Origin of the sequence: Acinetobacter sp. YH12152 (genome assembly GCF_013418285.1) — a bacterium.
In the GTDB taxonomy this organism is placed as follows: domain Bacteria; phylum Pseudomonadota; class Gammaproteobacteria; order Pseudomonadales; family Moraxellaceae; genus Acinetobacter; species Acinetobacter amyesii.
The window spans coordinates 19,071-33,926 of sequence record NZ_VPCH01000019.1; the positions used below are offsets into that span (position 1 = coordinate 19,071).

Annotated in this window: 14 protein-coding genes; 6 read left to right on the forward strand and 8 right to left on the reverse strand. The window is 39.7% G+C overall.

All coding sequences use genetic code 11. From position 1 onward, the window contains the following. Window positions 1-267: 267 nt before the first annotated feature. The 4 genes from FTU83_RS07960 to FTU83_RS07975 form a co-directional block, all read right to left on the reverse strand. A complete protein-coding gene (locus FTU83_RS07960) occupies window positions 268-1,011 on the reverse strand; it encodes an SDR family oxidoreductase (RefSeq protein WP_078190968.1) in 744 nt (247 codons plus the stop codon). Window positions 1,012-1,030: 19 nt separating this feature from the next. After that, window positions 1,031-1,729, reverse strand: a complete 699-nt coding sequence (locus FTU83_RS07965; RefSeq protein ID WP_078193820.1) for a histidine phosphatase family protein — start codon at window positions 1,727-1,729, stop codon at window positions 1,031-1,033. Next, entirely contained in the window at window positions 1,726-2,847 is a 1,122-nt protein-coding gene (locus tag FTU83_RS07970) for a phosphotransferase family protein (RefSeq protein ID WP_168377545.1), read from the reverse strand. The genes FTU83_RS07965 and FTU83_RS07970 overlap by 4 nt, the downstream gene beginning before the upstream one ends. A 110-nt stretch (window positions 2,848-2,957) precedes the next feature. Then, window positions 2,958-4,199: an acyl-CoA dehydrogenase family protein gene (locus FTU83_RS07975; protein ID WP_180106038.1), complete on the reverse strand. Its 1,242-nt coding sequence runs from the start codon at window positions 4,197-4,199 to the stop codon at window positions 2,958-2,960. 93 nt (window positions 4,200-4,292) lie between these two features. Here FTU83_RS07975 and FTU83_RS07980 point away from each other — a divergent pair, with 93 nt between their 5' ends. From FTU83_RS07980 to FTU83_RS08000, 5 genes are all read left to right on the forward strand, one after another. Next, complete coding sequence (locus tag FTU83_RS07980; RefSeq protein WP_180106039.1) at window positions 4,293-5,210, forward strand: LysR family transcriptional regulator; 918 nt, start codon at window positions 4,293-4,295, stop codon at window positions 5,208-5,210. 217 nt (window positions 5,211-5,427) lie between these two features. After that, window positions 5,428-5,982 (forward strand): thermonuclease family protein, encoded by a 555-nt coding sequence (locus FTU83_RS07985; RefSeq protein ID WP_078190973.1) that lies wholly within the window; start codon window positions 5,428-5,430, stop codon window positions 5,980-5,982. Between the two features lie 139 nt (window positions 5,983-6,121). Next, on the forward strand, window positions 6,122-6,895 hold the full coding sequence (locus FTU83_RS07990; protein ID WP_180021740.1) for a DUF805 domain-containing protein: 774 nt from the start codon (window positions 6,122-6,124) through the stop codon (window positions 6,893-6,895). A gap of 187 nt (window positions 6,896-7,082) precedes the next feature. Next, window positions 7,083-7,532 carry a MarR family winged helix-turn-helix transcriptional regulator gene (locus FTU83_RS07995; protein ID WP_373685246.1) on the forward strand — a complete coding sequence of 150 codons (450 nt, stop codon included), beginning with the start codon at window positions 7,083-7,085 and terminating at the stop codon, window positions 7,530-7,532. After that, a complete protein-coding gene (locus FTU83_RS08000) occupies window positions 7,516-8,715 on the forward strand; it encodes an MFS transporter (RefSeq protein WP_180106041.1) in 1,200 nt (399 codons plus the stop codon). Before FTU83_RS07995 ends, FTU83_RS08000 begins: the two co-directional genes overlap by 17 nt. Window positions 8,716-8,722: 7 nt before the next feature. Here FTU83_RS08000 and FTU83_RS08005 read toward each other — a convergent pair whose 3' ends face one another. Beyond that, a complete protein-coding gene (locus tag FTU83_RS08005; RefSeq protein ID WP_180106042.1) occupies window positions 8,723-9,709 on the reverse strand; it encodes a GlxA family transcriptional regulator in 987 nt (328 codons plus the stop codon). Window positions 9,710-9,831: 122 nt separating this feature from the next. Here FTU83_RS08005 and FTU83_RS08010 point away from each other — a divergent pair, with 122 nt between their 5' ends. Further along, window positions 9,832-11,619 carry an acyl-CoA dehydrogenase gene (locus tag FTU83_RS08010; RefSeq protein WP_180106043.1) on the forward strand — a complete coding sequence of 596 codons (1,788 nt, stop codon included), beginning with the start codon at window positions 9,832-9,834 and terminating at the stop codon, window positions 11,617-11,619. A 155-nt stretch (window positions 11,620-11,774) separates the two neighbouring features. On the opposite strand, the gene FTU83_RS08015 is transcribed toward FTU83_RS08010, so the two are convergent. The 3 genes from FTU83_RS08015 to fumC all read right to left on the reverse strand — a co-directional run bounded on the left by FTU83_RS08015 (window position 11,775) and on the right by fumC (window position 14,827). Then, entirely contained in the window at window positions 11,775-12,377 is a 603-nt protein-coding gene (locus FTU83_RS08015; protein WP_180106044.1) for a nitroreductase family protein, read from the reverse strand. A 203-nt stretch (window positions 12,378-12,580) separates the two neighbouring features. Beyond that, window positions 12,581-13,072 carry a hypothetical protein gene (locus FTU83_RS08020; protein ID WP_078193829.1) on the reverse strand — a complete coding sequence of 164 codons (492 nt, stop codon included), beginning with the start codon at window positions 13,070-13,072 and terminating at the stop codon, window positions 12,581-12,583. 360 nt (window positions 13,073-13,432) lie between these two features. Next, window positions 13,433-14,827, reverse strand: a complete 1,395-nt coding sequence (gene fumC, locus FTU83_RS08025) for a class II fumarate hydratase (RefSeq protein ID WP_180106045.1) — start codon at window positions 14,825-14,827, stop codon at window positions 13,433-13,435. Between the last annotated feature and the right edge of the window lie 29 nt (window positions 14,828-14,856).

Here is a 14,856-nt window from a genome sequence, read left to right on the forward strand (position 1 = left end):
TTGTACATTAAAGCAAATTAAAAAAAAGGAAATCGCTATTTTGAGAACAAATCATCGTCTGTTCAAATATTCAACATTTTATTTATTTTCAATATCTTATTTATAAATAATCTGAGTAATTACTCCATTTTTTCTTTGCAAAATCGGCTGCTTTTAATGTCTTTTCATCACAGGTTTTATGTATTCCTTTTTAACCTACAGAGGATGGCGAATATTATTTGAGAATAAAAAAGCCCCAATATTGGAGCTTTATTATTACATAAAGGTTTAACCTAATTTATTCACGATCTTCAACGGCAATACTTTCATCGCAAGACCTAGAGGCAACCACGGCCATTGTGGTACATAGGCTTTAACCGGTGCTTTCTCAATGGCTTTTGCTAAAAGATGTGAACCCGTTTTTTCATCGACTTCAAATGGCAGTTTTTTCGCACCTTCATTGATCTCCGTACGAATATAACCAGGGAAAATAGTCGTCACTTTAATTGGGGTATCAATCAGCTCTGCACGAATACCTTCAGCTAGAGCAGCAACACCTGCTTTACTTGCACCATAAGCCGTTAAATGTTTAGGCATACCACGCATAGCACTCATCGACGAAATCACCACCAAATGCCCTGCATTTTGGCTACGGAAAATTTCAACTGCAGCTTCGCATTGCGCCAAAGCAGAGATAAAGTTGGTTTCAACTGTCGCACGGTTAATTTCAAAATTACCTTTACCAATACGACGACCTTCACCAACACCTGCGTTGACAATAACACGGTCAATACTGCCAAAATCTGCTTTAAAGGCACGGAACACTTCAAACACTTGATCATAATTTGTGACATCGAGGGTTTTCGCAATGACTTTGATGCCATATTGGCTTTCCAATTCCTGTTTTAGTGTTTCTAGACGCTCTAAACGACGTGCACAAATGGCTAAGTTGTAGCCTTTTTGCGCAAACTCACGTGCCATTCCTGCACCAATCCCTGAGCTTGCACCTGTAATTAAAATTGTTTTAGCCATGATAATTCCTTTGTTTATCTTAGATCCAAGTCAATAAATTTGGATCAACTGCTTTTATAAAATGATGTTCATTTAAACTGAGTAATTGCGGCTCATTTCCAACCAAACGTAGTGTTGTCATACTGGTATTGGCAATGGCCCAATTAAGTGCAAATGTTTTTTCAGGACTCAGCCCTAAAATTTTACCGACTGCAACGGAGATCACTCCACCTGAACTAAACACAACGGCATAACGCGGTTTGGTTTCAGCCAGTTGAGTGCATAACTTTTCTAGCGCTGTTTCGACTCGACTTTTAAAATGTGGCCAAGATTCATCATATTCATGATGAAATTCTCCGCCTGTCCAACGTTCAATGGCACCTTCAAAAATTTTAGATAAATAAGCACGCGGGTTTTCATGCTTAGATACATCTTCTTTTAATAAATGCGGCTGGTTAAATCGAGGTTCATATTGAGCAAAAACTTGCTGATGATTAAATTCATTCCACGCGTTATCTGTATCAACTTGTGCTTCTGGAAAGCATTCAGCCAATGCAAGATTGGCTGTTTGTTGATGACGTTGCATTGAGCCCGCAACCACATAAGGACTTTCTTTTAAAATACGGTCGAAATACTGTCCCAGCACCTTAGCCTGTAGCTCACCATTGGGAGAAAGCTTGTCATAGCTTTCTGCACCAAAAGAAGCCTGACCGTGCCGAATTAAATATATCGTGGTCATTTCCCTAAAATATCCTTCATTTTTTCAATATATTTTTGTGCCACATCATTGGCTTCAAGTTTTTGCAAACCAATAAGTTTTAAGGCACGAATATGTAAAGCATGGATCACAATCCAAAAATCTTTGAATGCCGGATTATTGGTTTGTTTGTGGTAAAAGCGGTAATAAATTTGCTGTGCGATCACGGCTAAACGGAAAATGCCGAACACTTCATAAAATGTCCAGTTGTCTGTTTGTAGACCAGTTTTTTCTAAGTAATATTCAACGACTTCTTTACGACTAAACATACCTTTCAAGTTAGTCGGCTGGCGTCGAGTCGCTTTAAAAATTGCGTTATCGCCACTTTCAACCCAATACGCTAAAGCTGAACCTAAGTCCATCAGTGGATCGCCAAGCGTTGCCATTTCCCAATCCAATACGCCAATCACTTGGGTAGGATCATTTGGATCTAAAATGACGTTGTCAAAACGCCAATCGTTATGAATTACACAGGTTTTAGAGTCAGCAGGAATATTGTCTTTGAGCCAATTACGGACATATTTAAAAGAAGGAACATTTAAGGTTTTGGCTTTTTCATAGCGTGCGTCCCAACCTTCCACTTGACGACGACAGTAGCCGTCGCCCTTGCCTATTTTTTCTAAAGCTGTGCCTTCATATGGCACTTGATGCAGTTCAATTAACTTGTCGATGACGTTGGTACATAACGCTCGAACTTGGCTTTCATCAAAATTTAATTCTTTGGGTAAGTTTGCACGTGGAATGATGCCTTCTACGCGCTTCATCACGTAGAAATCACAGCCAATAACTGATTCATCCTGACATAGCGCCACCATTTCAGGGAGTACAGGATAAAATTCAGATAATGCTTTCTGTACGTTAAATTCACGTGCCATATCATGTGCAGACTTGGCTTTGGTACCTTTCGGTGGACGACGTAAGATTAAATCAGCATTGTCGTATTTTAAGCGATAAGTCCAATTTGATGCGCCACCTGAATATTGAGTGACTTCAACAGGCCCTTCTATTTCAACGCCATGTTCAATCAACCAATTGCCTACGGCACGTACATCCAGTTCTTCACCCTCACGAACTGAACCGCCTACATCAATCACTGACATGCTTTTCTTCCTAAACTTGAATCTATCATGATGATAAAAATATAATTTTCTATAGTTTTATAGCATGGACAACTCGGGGTTGCCATGCCAAATATGTGACTACAACTTGTTTATTTTTTACGACGGCTGCTGTAACCGCGCTTAGCCAATTCTAATTTAGCAATCATGCCTTTATGTACTTCATCAGGGCCATCAGCTAGACGCAGTGAACGTGCTTGCGCAAAGAAACCTGTGAGCGGTGTATCTCTAGAAACCCCAGCACCGCCGTGGATTTGAATCGCCATATCAACAACTTTTTCTAAGACACTCGGCGCGACCACTTTAATGGCAGAAATCTCGGTTAATGCAGCCATATTCCCAAGAGTATCCATTTTATATGCTGCATAAAGGGTCAGTAAACGTGCCTGATCAATCGCAACACGTGCTTCTGCTACGCGTTCTAAATTTCCACCGAGTTTTAAGATTTCTTTACCAAAAGCAGTACGGCTCATACCACGGTCAATCATCAGTTCTAGCGATTTTTCGGCAGCACCAATACAACGCATACAGTGATGAATACGGCCTGGGCCTAAACGACCTTGTGCAATTTCAAAACCTTGACCTGCACCGCCAATAAAGTTTGCAACAGGAACACGTACATTTGTGAAGCTAATTTCACCATGTCCATGTGGTGCATCATAATCACCAAAGACTGGAAGCATACGTTCGATTTTCACTCCAGCAGTTTCAACTGGTACTAAAACCATTGAATGCTGATGATGACGGTCTTTGCTTTCATCTGGTGTATGCGCCATAAAAATAATGATTTTAGCATTAGGATCACCTAAACCTGAAGACCACCACTTACGGCCATTCAATACAATTTCGTCACCTTCAACGACAGCCGTAGCTTCCATATTGGTGGCATCACTTGAAGCAACAGCAGGTTCTGTCATACAAAATACCGAACGGATTTTGCCGTCTAGTAATGGTGTTAACCATTGCTGCTTTTGTTCTTCGGTACCATAACGCCAAATCACTTCCATATTGCCGCTGTCTGGTGCATTGCAATTGAATACTGTAGGTGCAAGTAAGCTACGGCCTGAAAGTTCTGCGATGTGTGCATATTCTTGTACAGATAAACCTTGTCCAAGTTCAGCACATGGTAAAAACATATTCCATAAGCCTGCAGCTTTGGCTTTATCTTTTAAGACCTCTAACTGTGCCGGCCATTGCCATTTGGTCCAATCACCACCTTGATTCAACTCATGAACTTCTGCCCAAAACTCAGTTTCTACAGGCTCAATTTCATCTTTAATAAATTTTTTTGTTCTTTCAATATAATCTTGTGCACGTGCTGAAAGTTCAAACATGACAACATCCTTTAAATATTCTGTTCTTTACGCTTTACAACACCATAACCTGAAATCTAATATGAACAAAATGATTTAATTCAATAGATGAACATGAATAGTATTCATAAAAATACCGTCATCGATATGGGTGTTTTTCACCGTATGGATATCAATTTATATCCGCTGTATATCGCAATTTATGAACAAAAAAGCATTTCAAAAGCAGCACAAATTTTGTGTATTACTCAGTCTGCAGCGAGTCATGCACTTCAACGTTTAAGACAACATTTACAAGATGACTTATTTGTACGTGCTGGGGCGAAAATGCTTCCGACCCCATTTGCCGAGCAGATCTATCCAGTAATTAAAAATGCGCTTATTGCGATTCAAAGCATTTCTATCCAAAAACAACAATTTACTCCGTCGATGGTGCAGAGCCTAAAAATTGCGGTACATGATGAAATTGAACCGATTATTTTTCCTAAGTTAGTTGAACACTTTCAACAGCAGCAGTTTCAGATCCAATTTTCCAGTATTAAATTAGACCGTAAAACCATTGTGGCTGACCTTGCTGCACAGCAAATTGATTTTGCGATTGACCTTGAGCAAAACTTTGGTGAAAAGATTAATTTTCAAACCTTGGTTGAAGACCAATTCGTGGTTTGTAGTCAACATCCAATGATGGATGAACATATTTATCTTTCTGCTCCTCACATTGGGGTTTCTTCCCGACGTGCAGGTGTATTAGTCGAGGATATTTATTTAACCCGTAAAAAACACTCCAGAGAGATTTTTTTACGCTGTCAGCATTACTCTACAGCGTTACAAATTTTGGCACAGCAACCTAAGGCAATATTGACGATTCCACAAAATATTTTGACGCATTTACAGGTTGCTCCCGAACTGAATATTTTTGATGTACCTGTAAACTTGCCGAAAATTAAACTAGGGATGTATTGGCATAATGATTTGGAATTAAATTCCCGGCATGTTTTTTTGCGAAGCGAAATTTCTAAAATTTTTGCTTAGGCTATTTTTAAATGGGATATCACTTTGCTTAGGCTATTTACATGGATTTAGATTGAATTTTGCGTGATGAAACTTGCTGTATATTTATAGATCAAATACTGATTATTTAAGGTATTTTTAACTGACCGTCGGTTTATTCGACAGCCATAAATCATGAGTTCTTATAAAATCTAAACTCCTGTTTTTATGCGATATGACCTCGTTCATATCATTATGTATGCTTTCAAATCTCTCCGCGAATTGGCTCATGGCTTTAGGTGCAGTACTGTGCTTGATCACAGTCTATGTTCTTTACAAAGTCACCATTTTCTTAAAGGATTTTTTCCAACCTTTTAAGAAAGGAAAATCGTACCTCTGCCGTGTATCCGATATTAGTGATGGAGATACCCTCACCTGCTATCGGATGAATCTAAGACGTTCTAAAACCAAACTTCGCTTTGCTTATGTGGATGCGCCAGAATCGACACAAGCCTACGGTAAAGAGTCAGCCCGCCTGATCAAATCTATGGTTTACAAGAAATTTGTTCGCGTAAAAATCACTGATGTAGACCGTTATGGCCGCTGCGTTGGGGTCATTTATCGCTATCGTAAATGTATGAATGAAGAGATGGTAAAACGTGGGGCTGCATGGGTATATGAAGAATACATCCGTGACCAAAAGCATTTGAACTATATGATGAATTTACAAAGCAAAGCACGTAAACAAAAGAAAGGTTTGTGGAAAGCCAGTCGTCCAATGCGCCCTAAAGAGTATCGTAAATTACATAAATAACAGACCACATTACAGCATGGTTAAGGAATATTTGATGACTTAGCCATGTCTAATATTTGACCTTTTTTTACTTCGCTATACAATAATGCTGCCCTTTGTGGCATAGAAAATAAATTAGATAATTAAAATTGGAATAATAATGACTGAACTTACTTCAAGCGAATTGAATCCGTTTCAACAAGATCAAAATATTCAGCCTCAAATTCAAAAAGCCGATCATCCACTGTCTCCTGAGGGACGTTTTGGCCGTCTGTCCTATTTAGCGTGGTTATTTATCATTAGTATGATTTATACCTGCCTATTGGGCATCAGCGTCGCGCTAGGTCTTTTTGCATTTTTCAATTCAGCAGAACGTAGTATTGAAGCACTTTTTAATTCATTCTTAGGACTCAGTGCAATCGCACTGATTGTCGTTTCTATCGTTGCAATGTTTGTCGCAATGATCTGCATTACGATTCGTCGTTTACATGATCTAAATAAAAGCGGTTGGCTCTGTTTAATTTTTCTCATCCCACTGGTCGGTACCATCTTTAGCATTTATGTGATGGCGGCAAAAGGCACCGAAGGTGAAAATAAATATGGCATTAAGCGTCCAACGGAACAAACAGAGAAAGTTATTGGGTCATTGTATCTAATCCTGATGATTGTTTATTTATTGGTCATGATTCCATTGATGTTCAATATGCAAAGTATGATGAGTAATTTAGAACAAGCACAATTACAAGAACAAGCGATGATGTCTGAAGGTGAACCTGAATTAACAGATGAACAACTTGCGGCTTATTTAGAGCAAGCTGAATCAGAAGGTGAAGAACTTGCTTATGCAGATGGTGAAAGTGTAGAAATCTCAGAAAATGCAGACAGCTCAGCAGAAGATGCAGCAATTGCAGCTGCAGAAGCTTCTGTAGAATAAACACGTATTGTTTAAGGTATCAATTCAACGATATGCATTGAACGATAAGCTTTAAATGAAATGTTATGCAAGAAAACCTGTGTGCGCACAGGTTTTTTATACCTATTATTTTTTGCTTTAAGTTGTTCACTTGAATTCAAAATAAATTAGGCGTAAAGTTGCGATAATTTAGTTACCCTAGTTAACTATCATGAATGCCTCATTAGGTTTCCGCTCTTCACTTCTGCGCTGTGCGCGTCTGATGAGTGATGAAATCAACACGATTTTACTGCCCTATCAATTGAACTATTCACTTTGGCAAGTCATGTTTGTCATCCGTGAAAAAAACGCTTGTACTTCTATTGAAATGGCAGAATATTTAAATGTATCCAAGCCATCCATCACTAAGCGTGTCAAAATTCTTGCTCAGATGGATATTTTGGCACATGTGCAAACTGACGATAAACGGCAAAAGAAAATGATGCTCAGCGAGACTGGACGTGAGTTATTTCAGCAATGTGCAAAAGACATAGATGCCTTTGAGCAGCGCCTGATTGCGCCATTAGCCAGCCAAGATATCCAACACTCCATTCAAATTTTACACCGTGTCATGCAAGAACTTGAACAAAGCACTGTAGGTGATGATCATGCAAGATAAAGCACCACTTTGGACTCGAAATTTTATTTTAGTCAGCGCCATTAACTTCCAATTGGTTTTAACCTTTTATCTCTTGGTTGTGGTGATCGTGGGCTATGCGGTTGCTGAATTGGGTGCGACTACAGCCCAAGCAGGTTTAGTTTCAGGCTTGTTCATTGTCGGCACATTGGTCGGGCGTTTATTGGTGGGTAAGTTCCTAGAGCGTTTTGGTCGTAAAACAACACTGATCGTTGGTTTAATTGGCTTTTTAGTCTTTTCTGGTTTTTACTTCATTCAGTTTGGCGTCGGCATGTTGCTATTCATACGCTTTATGCATGGCTTTATGATGGGTATGGCATCAACAGTGCTGGGTACCTTAATTGCCCAAATCTTACCAGCGACACGTCGCGGTGAAGGCATTGGCTACTACAGCATGAGTAGTACGTTAGGTACGGCTATTGGGCCATTTCTTGCCATTTGGATGATGTTACATATTGGTTATCATGCGATTTTTATCGTTTCTACGATTATCGCATTGAGCTGCCTATTGGTTGCCTTGCTGATTCAAGTGCCCGATTTACCCAAAATCACTAAACCTCTTGATACTGTTGAAGCCGTCAAAAAACCAAGTTGGATTGCTCAATTTGTAGAACCGAAAGCATTACCGATATCATTCATCATGCTTTTCGCTTCAATCTGCTATTCAGGTGTTTTATCTTTCATTAACTTCTATGCCAATGAAATCGATTTGGTTGAAACAGCCTCGTTTTTCTTTTTGATGTATGCCATTGCGATCTTAATTTCTCGCCCATTTACAGGCCCTTTGATGGACCATAAAGGTGAAAATGTAGTGATCTACCCTGCTTTTGTGATTATGGGCGTGGCATTGGTATTACTCAGCATCACTCAGAGTTCATGGATGCTTTTACTTTGTGCAGGCCTACTTGGACTCGGTTATGGCAATATTCAGTCGGTCTGCCAAACAGTTGCAGTAAAAAGTGCTCCGCTTGAACGTATGGGCTTTGCCACTTCGACTTTCTTTATCTTTTTGGATGCCGGCTTAGGCTTTGGACCATACTTTATCGGTAAATTGCTCGACCATATTGGCTATTCACAATTGTATTTGTATAGCGCATTTGCTGCCTTTGCATGTATTGGTGCCTACTACATTTTACATGGTCGTTATACCGTTCGAACCGCTTAAACTATAACTAAACATCAAATCGTCGGCTGAAACGTCGACGATATTCTAAGGGGCTCAGCCCCGTTTTTTTTTGAAATAACCGTCGAAATGAGCTTGGGTCACTATAGCCGACCTCTCGCATAATCAGATCTAAAGCATGTCCCGTTTCTTCTAAACGCTTTCGTGCAGCTTCTATCCGTATTGATTGTAAGTACTGATTCGGAGGAATATCCAAAGCCGTTTTAAAATGTCGAATCAATGTCCTCGTTGTGACATTAAACTGCGCCGCAAGTTCATCTAAGACAATATTTTCATGATAATGCTGTTCCAACCAATCTTGAACTTTTTGCACCAAACCATCCTGATGCGGTTTAGATATTTTCAATAAAGAATAGGACAACTGACTATCACGACGATAATCCAATACAAATGATTTTGCCGTATGGATTGCCGTTTCAAAACCATAAAAACGTTCTATTAGGTGTAGTCCCAAATCAAACCATGCTAAGCCGCCGCCTGCACAATAGATATTTTGGTCATGGCTAATGAGCTGATCTGCATTCAGTTTCACCAAAGGATAGCGTTCACGAAACATTTGCTGAAAGCCCCAATGCGTCGTTGCCTGCTTGCCATCTAAAAGCCCGGCTTCTGCCAGAAAAAAATTACCCGTACAATTTCCTGCGATCAGTCCGCTTTGCAATTGCCGAGTTTTTAATAACTCGATCAGTGCTGAGTTTTGCGCTAAAACATCTAAGATCGGCGCCCCAATAGTTGGTACAATGATGACATCTGCATCTGTTATTTCAGAAAATGCTAAATCTGCATAAAGCTTGATGCCATTGATACTTTGCACAGCTTGACCATGTTGTGAGGCAATTTTGACCTGAAATAGCCGCTGCACATTTTGTTTTTGGATCCGGTTCCAACTGACCCCCGCCATTGCAAATAAATCAATGACCCCAGTAATCGCGGAAGCTAAAGCGCCATCAAATGCTAAAATTATGATTTTCTTCATTTAAAGTTCAAATTATCAAAATGTCATTTTTAACTTATTAAGTGTCATTATTGACAATTCTATATCTAAAAATCAACTGCTAGGCTTAAGGCATAAAATTCAACCCGATTAGAGATTGAGCAATGGCGCAGTTAATCAATGACAAAGATTTAAATTTTTTGCTATTTGATGTGTTTAAAGCGCAAGACTTAACGCATTACCCACGTTTTGCTGAACATGATGCTGAAACCTTCAAAAGCATCCTAGAAACTGCACAAGGTATTGCTCAAGACTTTTTTGCACCCCATAACGCAACAGCCGATCAAAACGAACCTACGTTTGATGGTCAACAGGTTAAAACCATTGCAGAAGTCAAAACGGCATGGAAGCAATTTGCAGATGCCGGCTTGCTTTGTGCGCAGCATGATTATGATGCAGGCGGTATGCAACTTCCGACTTTGATCAACATGGCTGCAAATGCTTATTTCATGTCAGCAAATCCTTCATCAGTGGCTTATTCATTTCTAACCGCTGCAGCTGCAAATGTAATTCAAGCTTTCGGTACGACTGAACAAAAAGATATGTTTGTACCACATATGTTTAGTGGTCGTTTTGCAGGAACGATGGCCATGACTGAACCTGATGTGGGTTCATCTTTAGGTGATTTGTCCACAAAAGCCATACCGCAAGCCAATGGAACATACCTCATCAAAGGCCAAAAGATGTTTATTTCAGGGGGTGACCAAGACATCACTGAAAATATCGTGCATTTGGTCCTTGCTCGCATCCAAGATGCACCTCAGGGCGTGAAAGGTATATCGCTGTTTATTGTTCCGAAGTTTAAAACCCTAAGCGATGGTTCACTTGCAGGCGCCAATGACGTTCAACTGGCCGGCTTATTACATAAAATGGGCTATCGAGGTACAACATCGACAATACTGAGTTTTGGTGAAAAAGACCAATGTACAGGCTATCTGATTGGTGAAGCAGGTGCTGGTCTTAAATATATGTTTAAGATGATGAATGAAGCACGAGTCGGTGTCGGCTTAGGTGCAGCCATGATTGGATACCGTGGCTATTTAGAGTCGCTCGAATATGCCAAAAACCGTCCACAAGGCCGCTTAGTTTCAGATAAAAATCCTGCCGCAAAACCTGTCAATATTATTCAACATACAGATGTTAAACGGATGCTTTTGGCACAAAAATCTTATGTGGAAGGCGCACTTGCGTTATGTTTGTTTGCTGCACGTTTAATTGATGAACATCAAGCCGCTAACAATGAAGACAGTGCGCTGTTATTAGATTTAATTATCCCTGTTGTCAAATCATTCCCTTCTGCCTATGGACCAAAAGCCAATGATTTAGCCATCCAAGTTTTAGGTGGCGCTGGCTATACCCGTGAATATCCGCTTGAACAATGCTATCGCGACAACCGCTTAAATCCGATCCATGAAGGAACATTTGGGATTCAATCGTTGGATTTGTTGGGTCGTAAGCTTTGGCAGCACAACAGCAAAGGTTTGATGCTGTTATTACAACGTATGCAAAATACGATTGATCAAGCTCAACATCCTAAAACGCAAGCGCTTGCAGCAATTTTTTCAGCGCATTTAAGCACGGTGAAGAAAACCACACAAAGTTTGGGACAAGTCCTCGCTCAAGGTCGTGTCGATCAGGCACTGGGTAATTCTGCGTTGTATCTAGACATGATGGGCAAAGTCATCATTTCATGGCTATGGCTTGAAATGGCCAATCAAGCCCTTGTGAAATTTGAACATTCAGATTTAGCTGAAGATCAACAATTCTTAGCCGGTAAATTACAAGCCGCGCAATATTTTATCCACTGGGAATTACCTGAAATAGAGCACCAAGCCAAGTTATTGCTAGAACTTGATGATACTTGCCTCAACATGCAAGAAAGTTGGTTCTAGTCACCCGTTTAGCTCAGTCCTCAATGGGCTAATCTGGACAAGGTTTTCACGGATGAAAATCTTGTCCAACCCTATCTATTTCAATAAAACTGCAATAAAAAAAGGAACTTAGATTTCGTTCCTTATTTATCAAAATTGAGTGCTATACACCGCAATTATTGGAAGACTTTAAAACGAGCGGCATCATCCATATAGCCTTTTTCTTTCGCTTCACCTTCCACTGAACCAAAAACCAATTGAGCACGAAGTTTCCAATGCGCAGGAATGTCCCATTCAGCATGCGCTTGTTCATCCACAATTGGGTTGTAATGCTGTAATGATGCGCCTAAACCTTCGGTGTGCAATGCGGTCCAAGTCGCAAATTGGGCAATGGCAGTTGAATGTTCGGTCCAAATCGGAAAGTTTTCTGCATAAGTCGGAAACTGTGCTTGTAGACCACTGACCACATCCAAATCTTCAAAGAACAAAACTGTACCCAAACCTGCTGCAAAACTTGCCATTTTATCCGTGGTCTTCGCAGCAATTTCTTCATCTTTTGCATAAGATTTTAATTTGTCAGCGACTAAGCCCCAAAATTTTTCGCTTTCACCATTAAATAAAATAACAGCACGAGAAGATTGTGAGTTAAATGAAGACGGGCTTTGTTTAATCGCTGTTTGGATCAAATCAGTTAAATATTCTGTGCTTTGGCTTACATTGTCCCCAATAGCATAAATAGTGCGACGTTTGCTTATCAGGTCAATAAACTGATTTGACATATAAAATGGTCCTTTAAAATAAAATGTGCAGATGAGTCAGAAACATTTGGAATGATAAGTATCGCGACTTTCCAAATGTTGGAATGCTTCTCTTGCTTGATGGGTCACTATGAAACAGTCACTTGTCGAAGTAAATCTGAAGTTCTGCTGTACATATAAAAAATCCTCCTAAGCGGAGGATTTTTCGACTAACTTTTTGACGTTTAGAATTTTGCTTCTAGTACATTCGCTGACACTTGGTTTTTCCAAAGCTCACGTAACGTCGGTAGATAGAATTTTTCACCTAACTCAACCAACTCTGCATCAATCAAACCATGAACTTCGTGCATGAATAAATAATCAAGTTCAACGGTTTGTAATTTTGACTGTGCTTTTTTATATTCTTTACGTTTTTGCTGTGCTTTTTTTACCAAGTTATCTGCATAAGCACGGTCTTTATATTGCGCAATAGCATTCAAACGAAGTTCGATTACGCCCCAACCACTGAGTAGCAATTTAAATTTTTCAAAATCTGTCGTTGTTGATTCCCAGCTCATTTCTTCTAGATTTTCATTTTCAGGCAAAACTGGTAGCAAAAGCTCCATAACACTTGGGAAAATCTTTTTAAAATTCAAAACAAATTTAACAGGATGCTCGCCCGGATAGTCTTTAAATTGAACGTTCTTTTGGACATCTGTCAAATAGATGGTGAGCATTGGGGGAAATCCTTAAATAAAACACTGTCTTGCAAATATTTATTCAAACAAATGTCAAATAGCAACGAAAACAGAAAAAGAAAGGCATTTTAACAAGTGTGCCAATGAATTCAAAGCACAATCCAATGAATTACTCGCTTCATCATCAGGCCTTTCTTCATTTTGTTCGTTCCCCTATTTTTAATAAATCGTCTGGTTTCTATACATACATTTCAAGATGAATATGAATCCAAAGAATCTGTATTAGGTAGAATCCAGCTGAAAAATAAAGCAATCATATATCCAATAAAAAGAGAAGCTAAGTATGAGTTAGCTTCTCTTTTTATTTTCAAACACTCTAGATGAATGATCTCAAAAAATTTATTTGGTATTTGGTGAAACCATTTGCTCAGGACGAACCACTTCATCAAATTGCTCAGCAGTGACTAAACCGAGTTCTACCGCAACTTGTTTTAAGGTTTTTCCTTCCTTATATGCAGTTTTAGCAACTTTTGCAGCATTTTCATAACCAATTACAGGATTGAGTGCCGTAACTAACATTAATGAATCATGTAAGAAATGGTCGATTTTTTCACGGTTTGGCTCAATGCCTACTGCACAGTGGTCATTAAAGCTATTACATGCATCGCCGAGGAGTTGAATAGATTGCAATAAGTTAAAGGCAATAACAGGCATAAACACGTTTAATTCAAAGTTACCCGATGCCCCAGCAACATTAATGGTTGTGTCATTTCCAAGTACTTGAGCAACCACCATCGTCATGGCTTCACTTTGAGTTGGATTGACCTTCCCTGGCATGATGCTTGAGCCTGGTTCATTTTCTGGAATGCGTAGCTCACCAAAACCACAGCGAGGGCCACTGGCTAACCAACGCACATCATTAGCGATTTTATTTAAACTTGCAGCAAGTGTTTTTAACGCACCCGACGCAAATACAGCTGCATCACGTCCTGCAAGTGCTTCAAATTTATTGGGTGCAGTGACAAATGGTAGTCCTGTTTGTTTCGCAATTTCTGCTGCTGCTTTTACAGCATATTCAGGATGTGCATTCAGTCCTGTACCGACCGCTGTACCACCTAGTGGTAATTCATACAGTCCTTCTAAAGCTTGATTTAAACGCTTCAAACCATGATCGAGCTGTGAAACATAGCCGCTAAACTCTTGGCCTAATGTTAAAGGCGTTGCATCCTGTAAATGTGTACGGCCAATTTTAACAATATCTTTAAAATCGTTAGATTTAGCTTCTAAGGTATTACGCAGTTTTGTTACTGCAGGAATTAAAAGCTCATTGATTTGTAAACTTGCAGCCACATGGATTGCAGTTGGGAACGAATCATTGGTCGATTGAGCACGATTTACATGATCATTGGGATGGACAGGTTTTTGTGAACCCAATGGATTGCCTAGTTTTTGATTGGCAATATTGGCAATTACCTCATTACAGTTCATATTACTTTGCGTACCTGAACCAGTTTGCCAAACTACCAGTGGAAATTGTGCATCCCATTGACCTGAGATCACTTCTTCGGCTGCATTGACGATATAACCAGAAAGTTCCTGAGGGATTTGACCCAATGCTGCGTTAGTAATCGCTGCTGATTTTTTCACGAGACCCATTGCACGAATCATTGGACGTGGTAAACGTTCACCACCAATTTTAAAGTTTTGCAAACTACGCTGTGTTTGTGCACCCCACATCGCATCGCTAGGTACTTCAACATCGCCCATTGTGTCATGTTCAATACGTGTTTGCATAAATGACCTCATATCCTTATCTATAAACT

What these genes read in the sequence shown, in the direction of transcription:
- FTU83_RS08010 (WP_180106043.1), top strand. Translation starts at nt 9,832, where the DNA reads ATGGCGCAGTTAATCAATGACAAAGATTTAAATTTTTTGCTATTTGAT.
- FTU83_RS07965 (WP_078193820.1), bottom strand. Translation starts at nt 1,729, where the DNA reads ATGACCACGATATATTTAATTCGGCACGGTCAGGCTTCTTTTGGTGCA.
- FTU83_RS07980 (WP_180106039.1), top strand. Translation starts at nt 4,293, where the DNA reads ATGAATAGTATTCATAAAAATACCGTCATCGATATGGGTGTTTTTCAC.
- FTU83_RS08005 (WP_180106042.1), bottom strand. Translation starts at nt 9,709, where the DNA reads ATGAAGAAAATCATAATTTTAGCATTTGATGGCGCTTTAGCTTCCGCG.
- fumC (WP_180106045.1), bottom strand. Translation starts at nt 14,827, where the DNA reads ATGCAAACACGTATTGAACATGACACAATGGGCGATGTTGAAGTACCT.
- FTU83_RS07985 (WP_078190973.1), top strand. Translation starts at nt 5,428, where the DNA reads ATGCTTTCAAATCTCTCCGCGAATTGGCTCATGGCTTTAGGTGCAGTA.
- FTU83_RS07975 (WP_180106038.1), bottom strand. Translation starts at nt 4,199, where the DNA reads ATGTTTGAACTTTCAGCACGTGCACAAGATTATATTGAAAGAACAAAA.
- FTU83_RS08000 (WP_180106041.1), top strand. Translation starts at nt 7,516, where the DNA reads ATGATCATGCAAGATAAAGCACCACTTTGGACTCGAAATTTTATTTTA.
- FTU83_RS08020 (WP_078193829.1), bottom strand. Translation starts at nt 13,072, where the DNA reads ATGCTCACCATCTATTTGACAGATGTCCAAAAGAACGTTCAATTTAAA.
- FTU83_RS07990 (WP_180021740.1), top strand. Translation starts at nt 6,122, where the DNA reads ATGACTGAACTTACTTCAAGCGAATTGAATCCGTTTCAACAAGATCAA.
- FTU83_RS07960 (WP_078190968.1), bottom strand. Translation starts at nt 1,011, where the DNA reads ATGGCTAAAACAATTTTAATTACAGGTGCAAGCTCAGGGATTGGTGCA.
- FTU83_RS08015 (WP_180106044.1), bottom strand. Translation starts at nt 12,377, where the DNA reads ATGTCAAATCAGTTTATTGACCTGATAAGCAAACGTCGCACTATTTAT.
- FTU83_RS07970 (WP_168377545.1), bottom strand. Translation starts at nt 2,847, where the DNA reads ATGTCAGTGATTGATGTAGGCGGTTCAGTTCGTGAGGGTGAAGAACTG.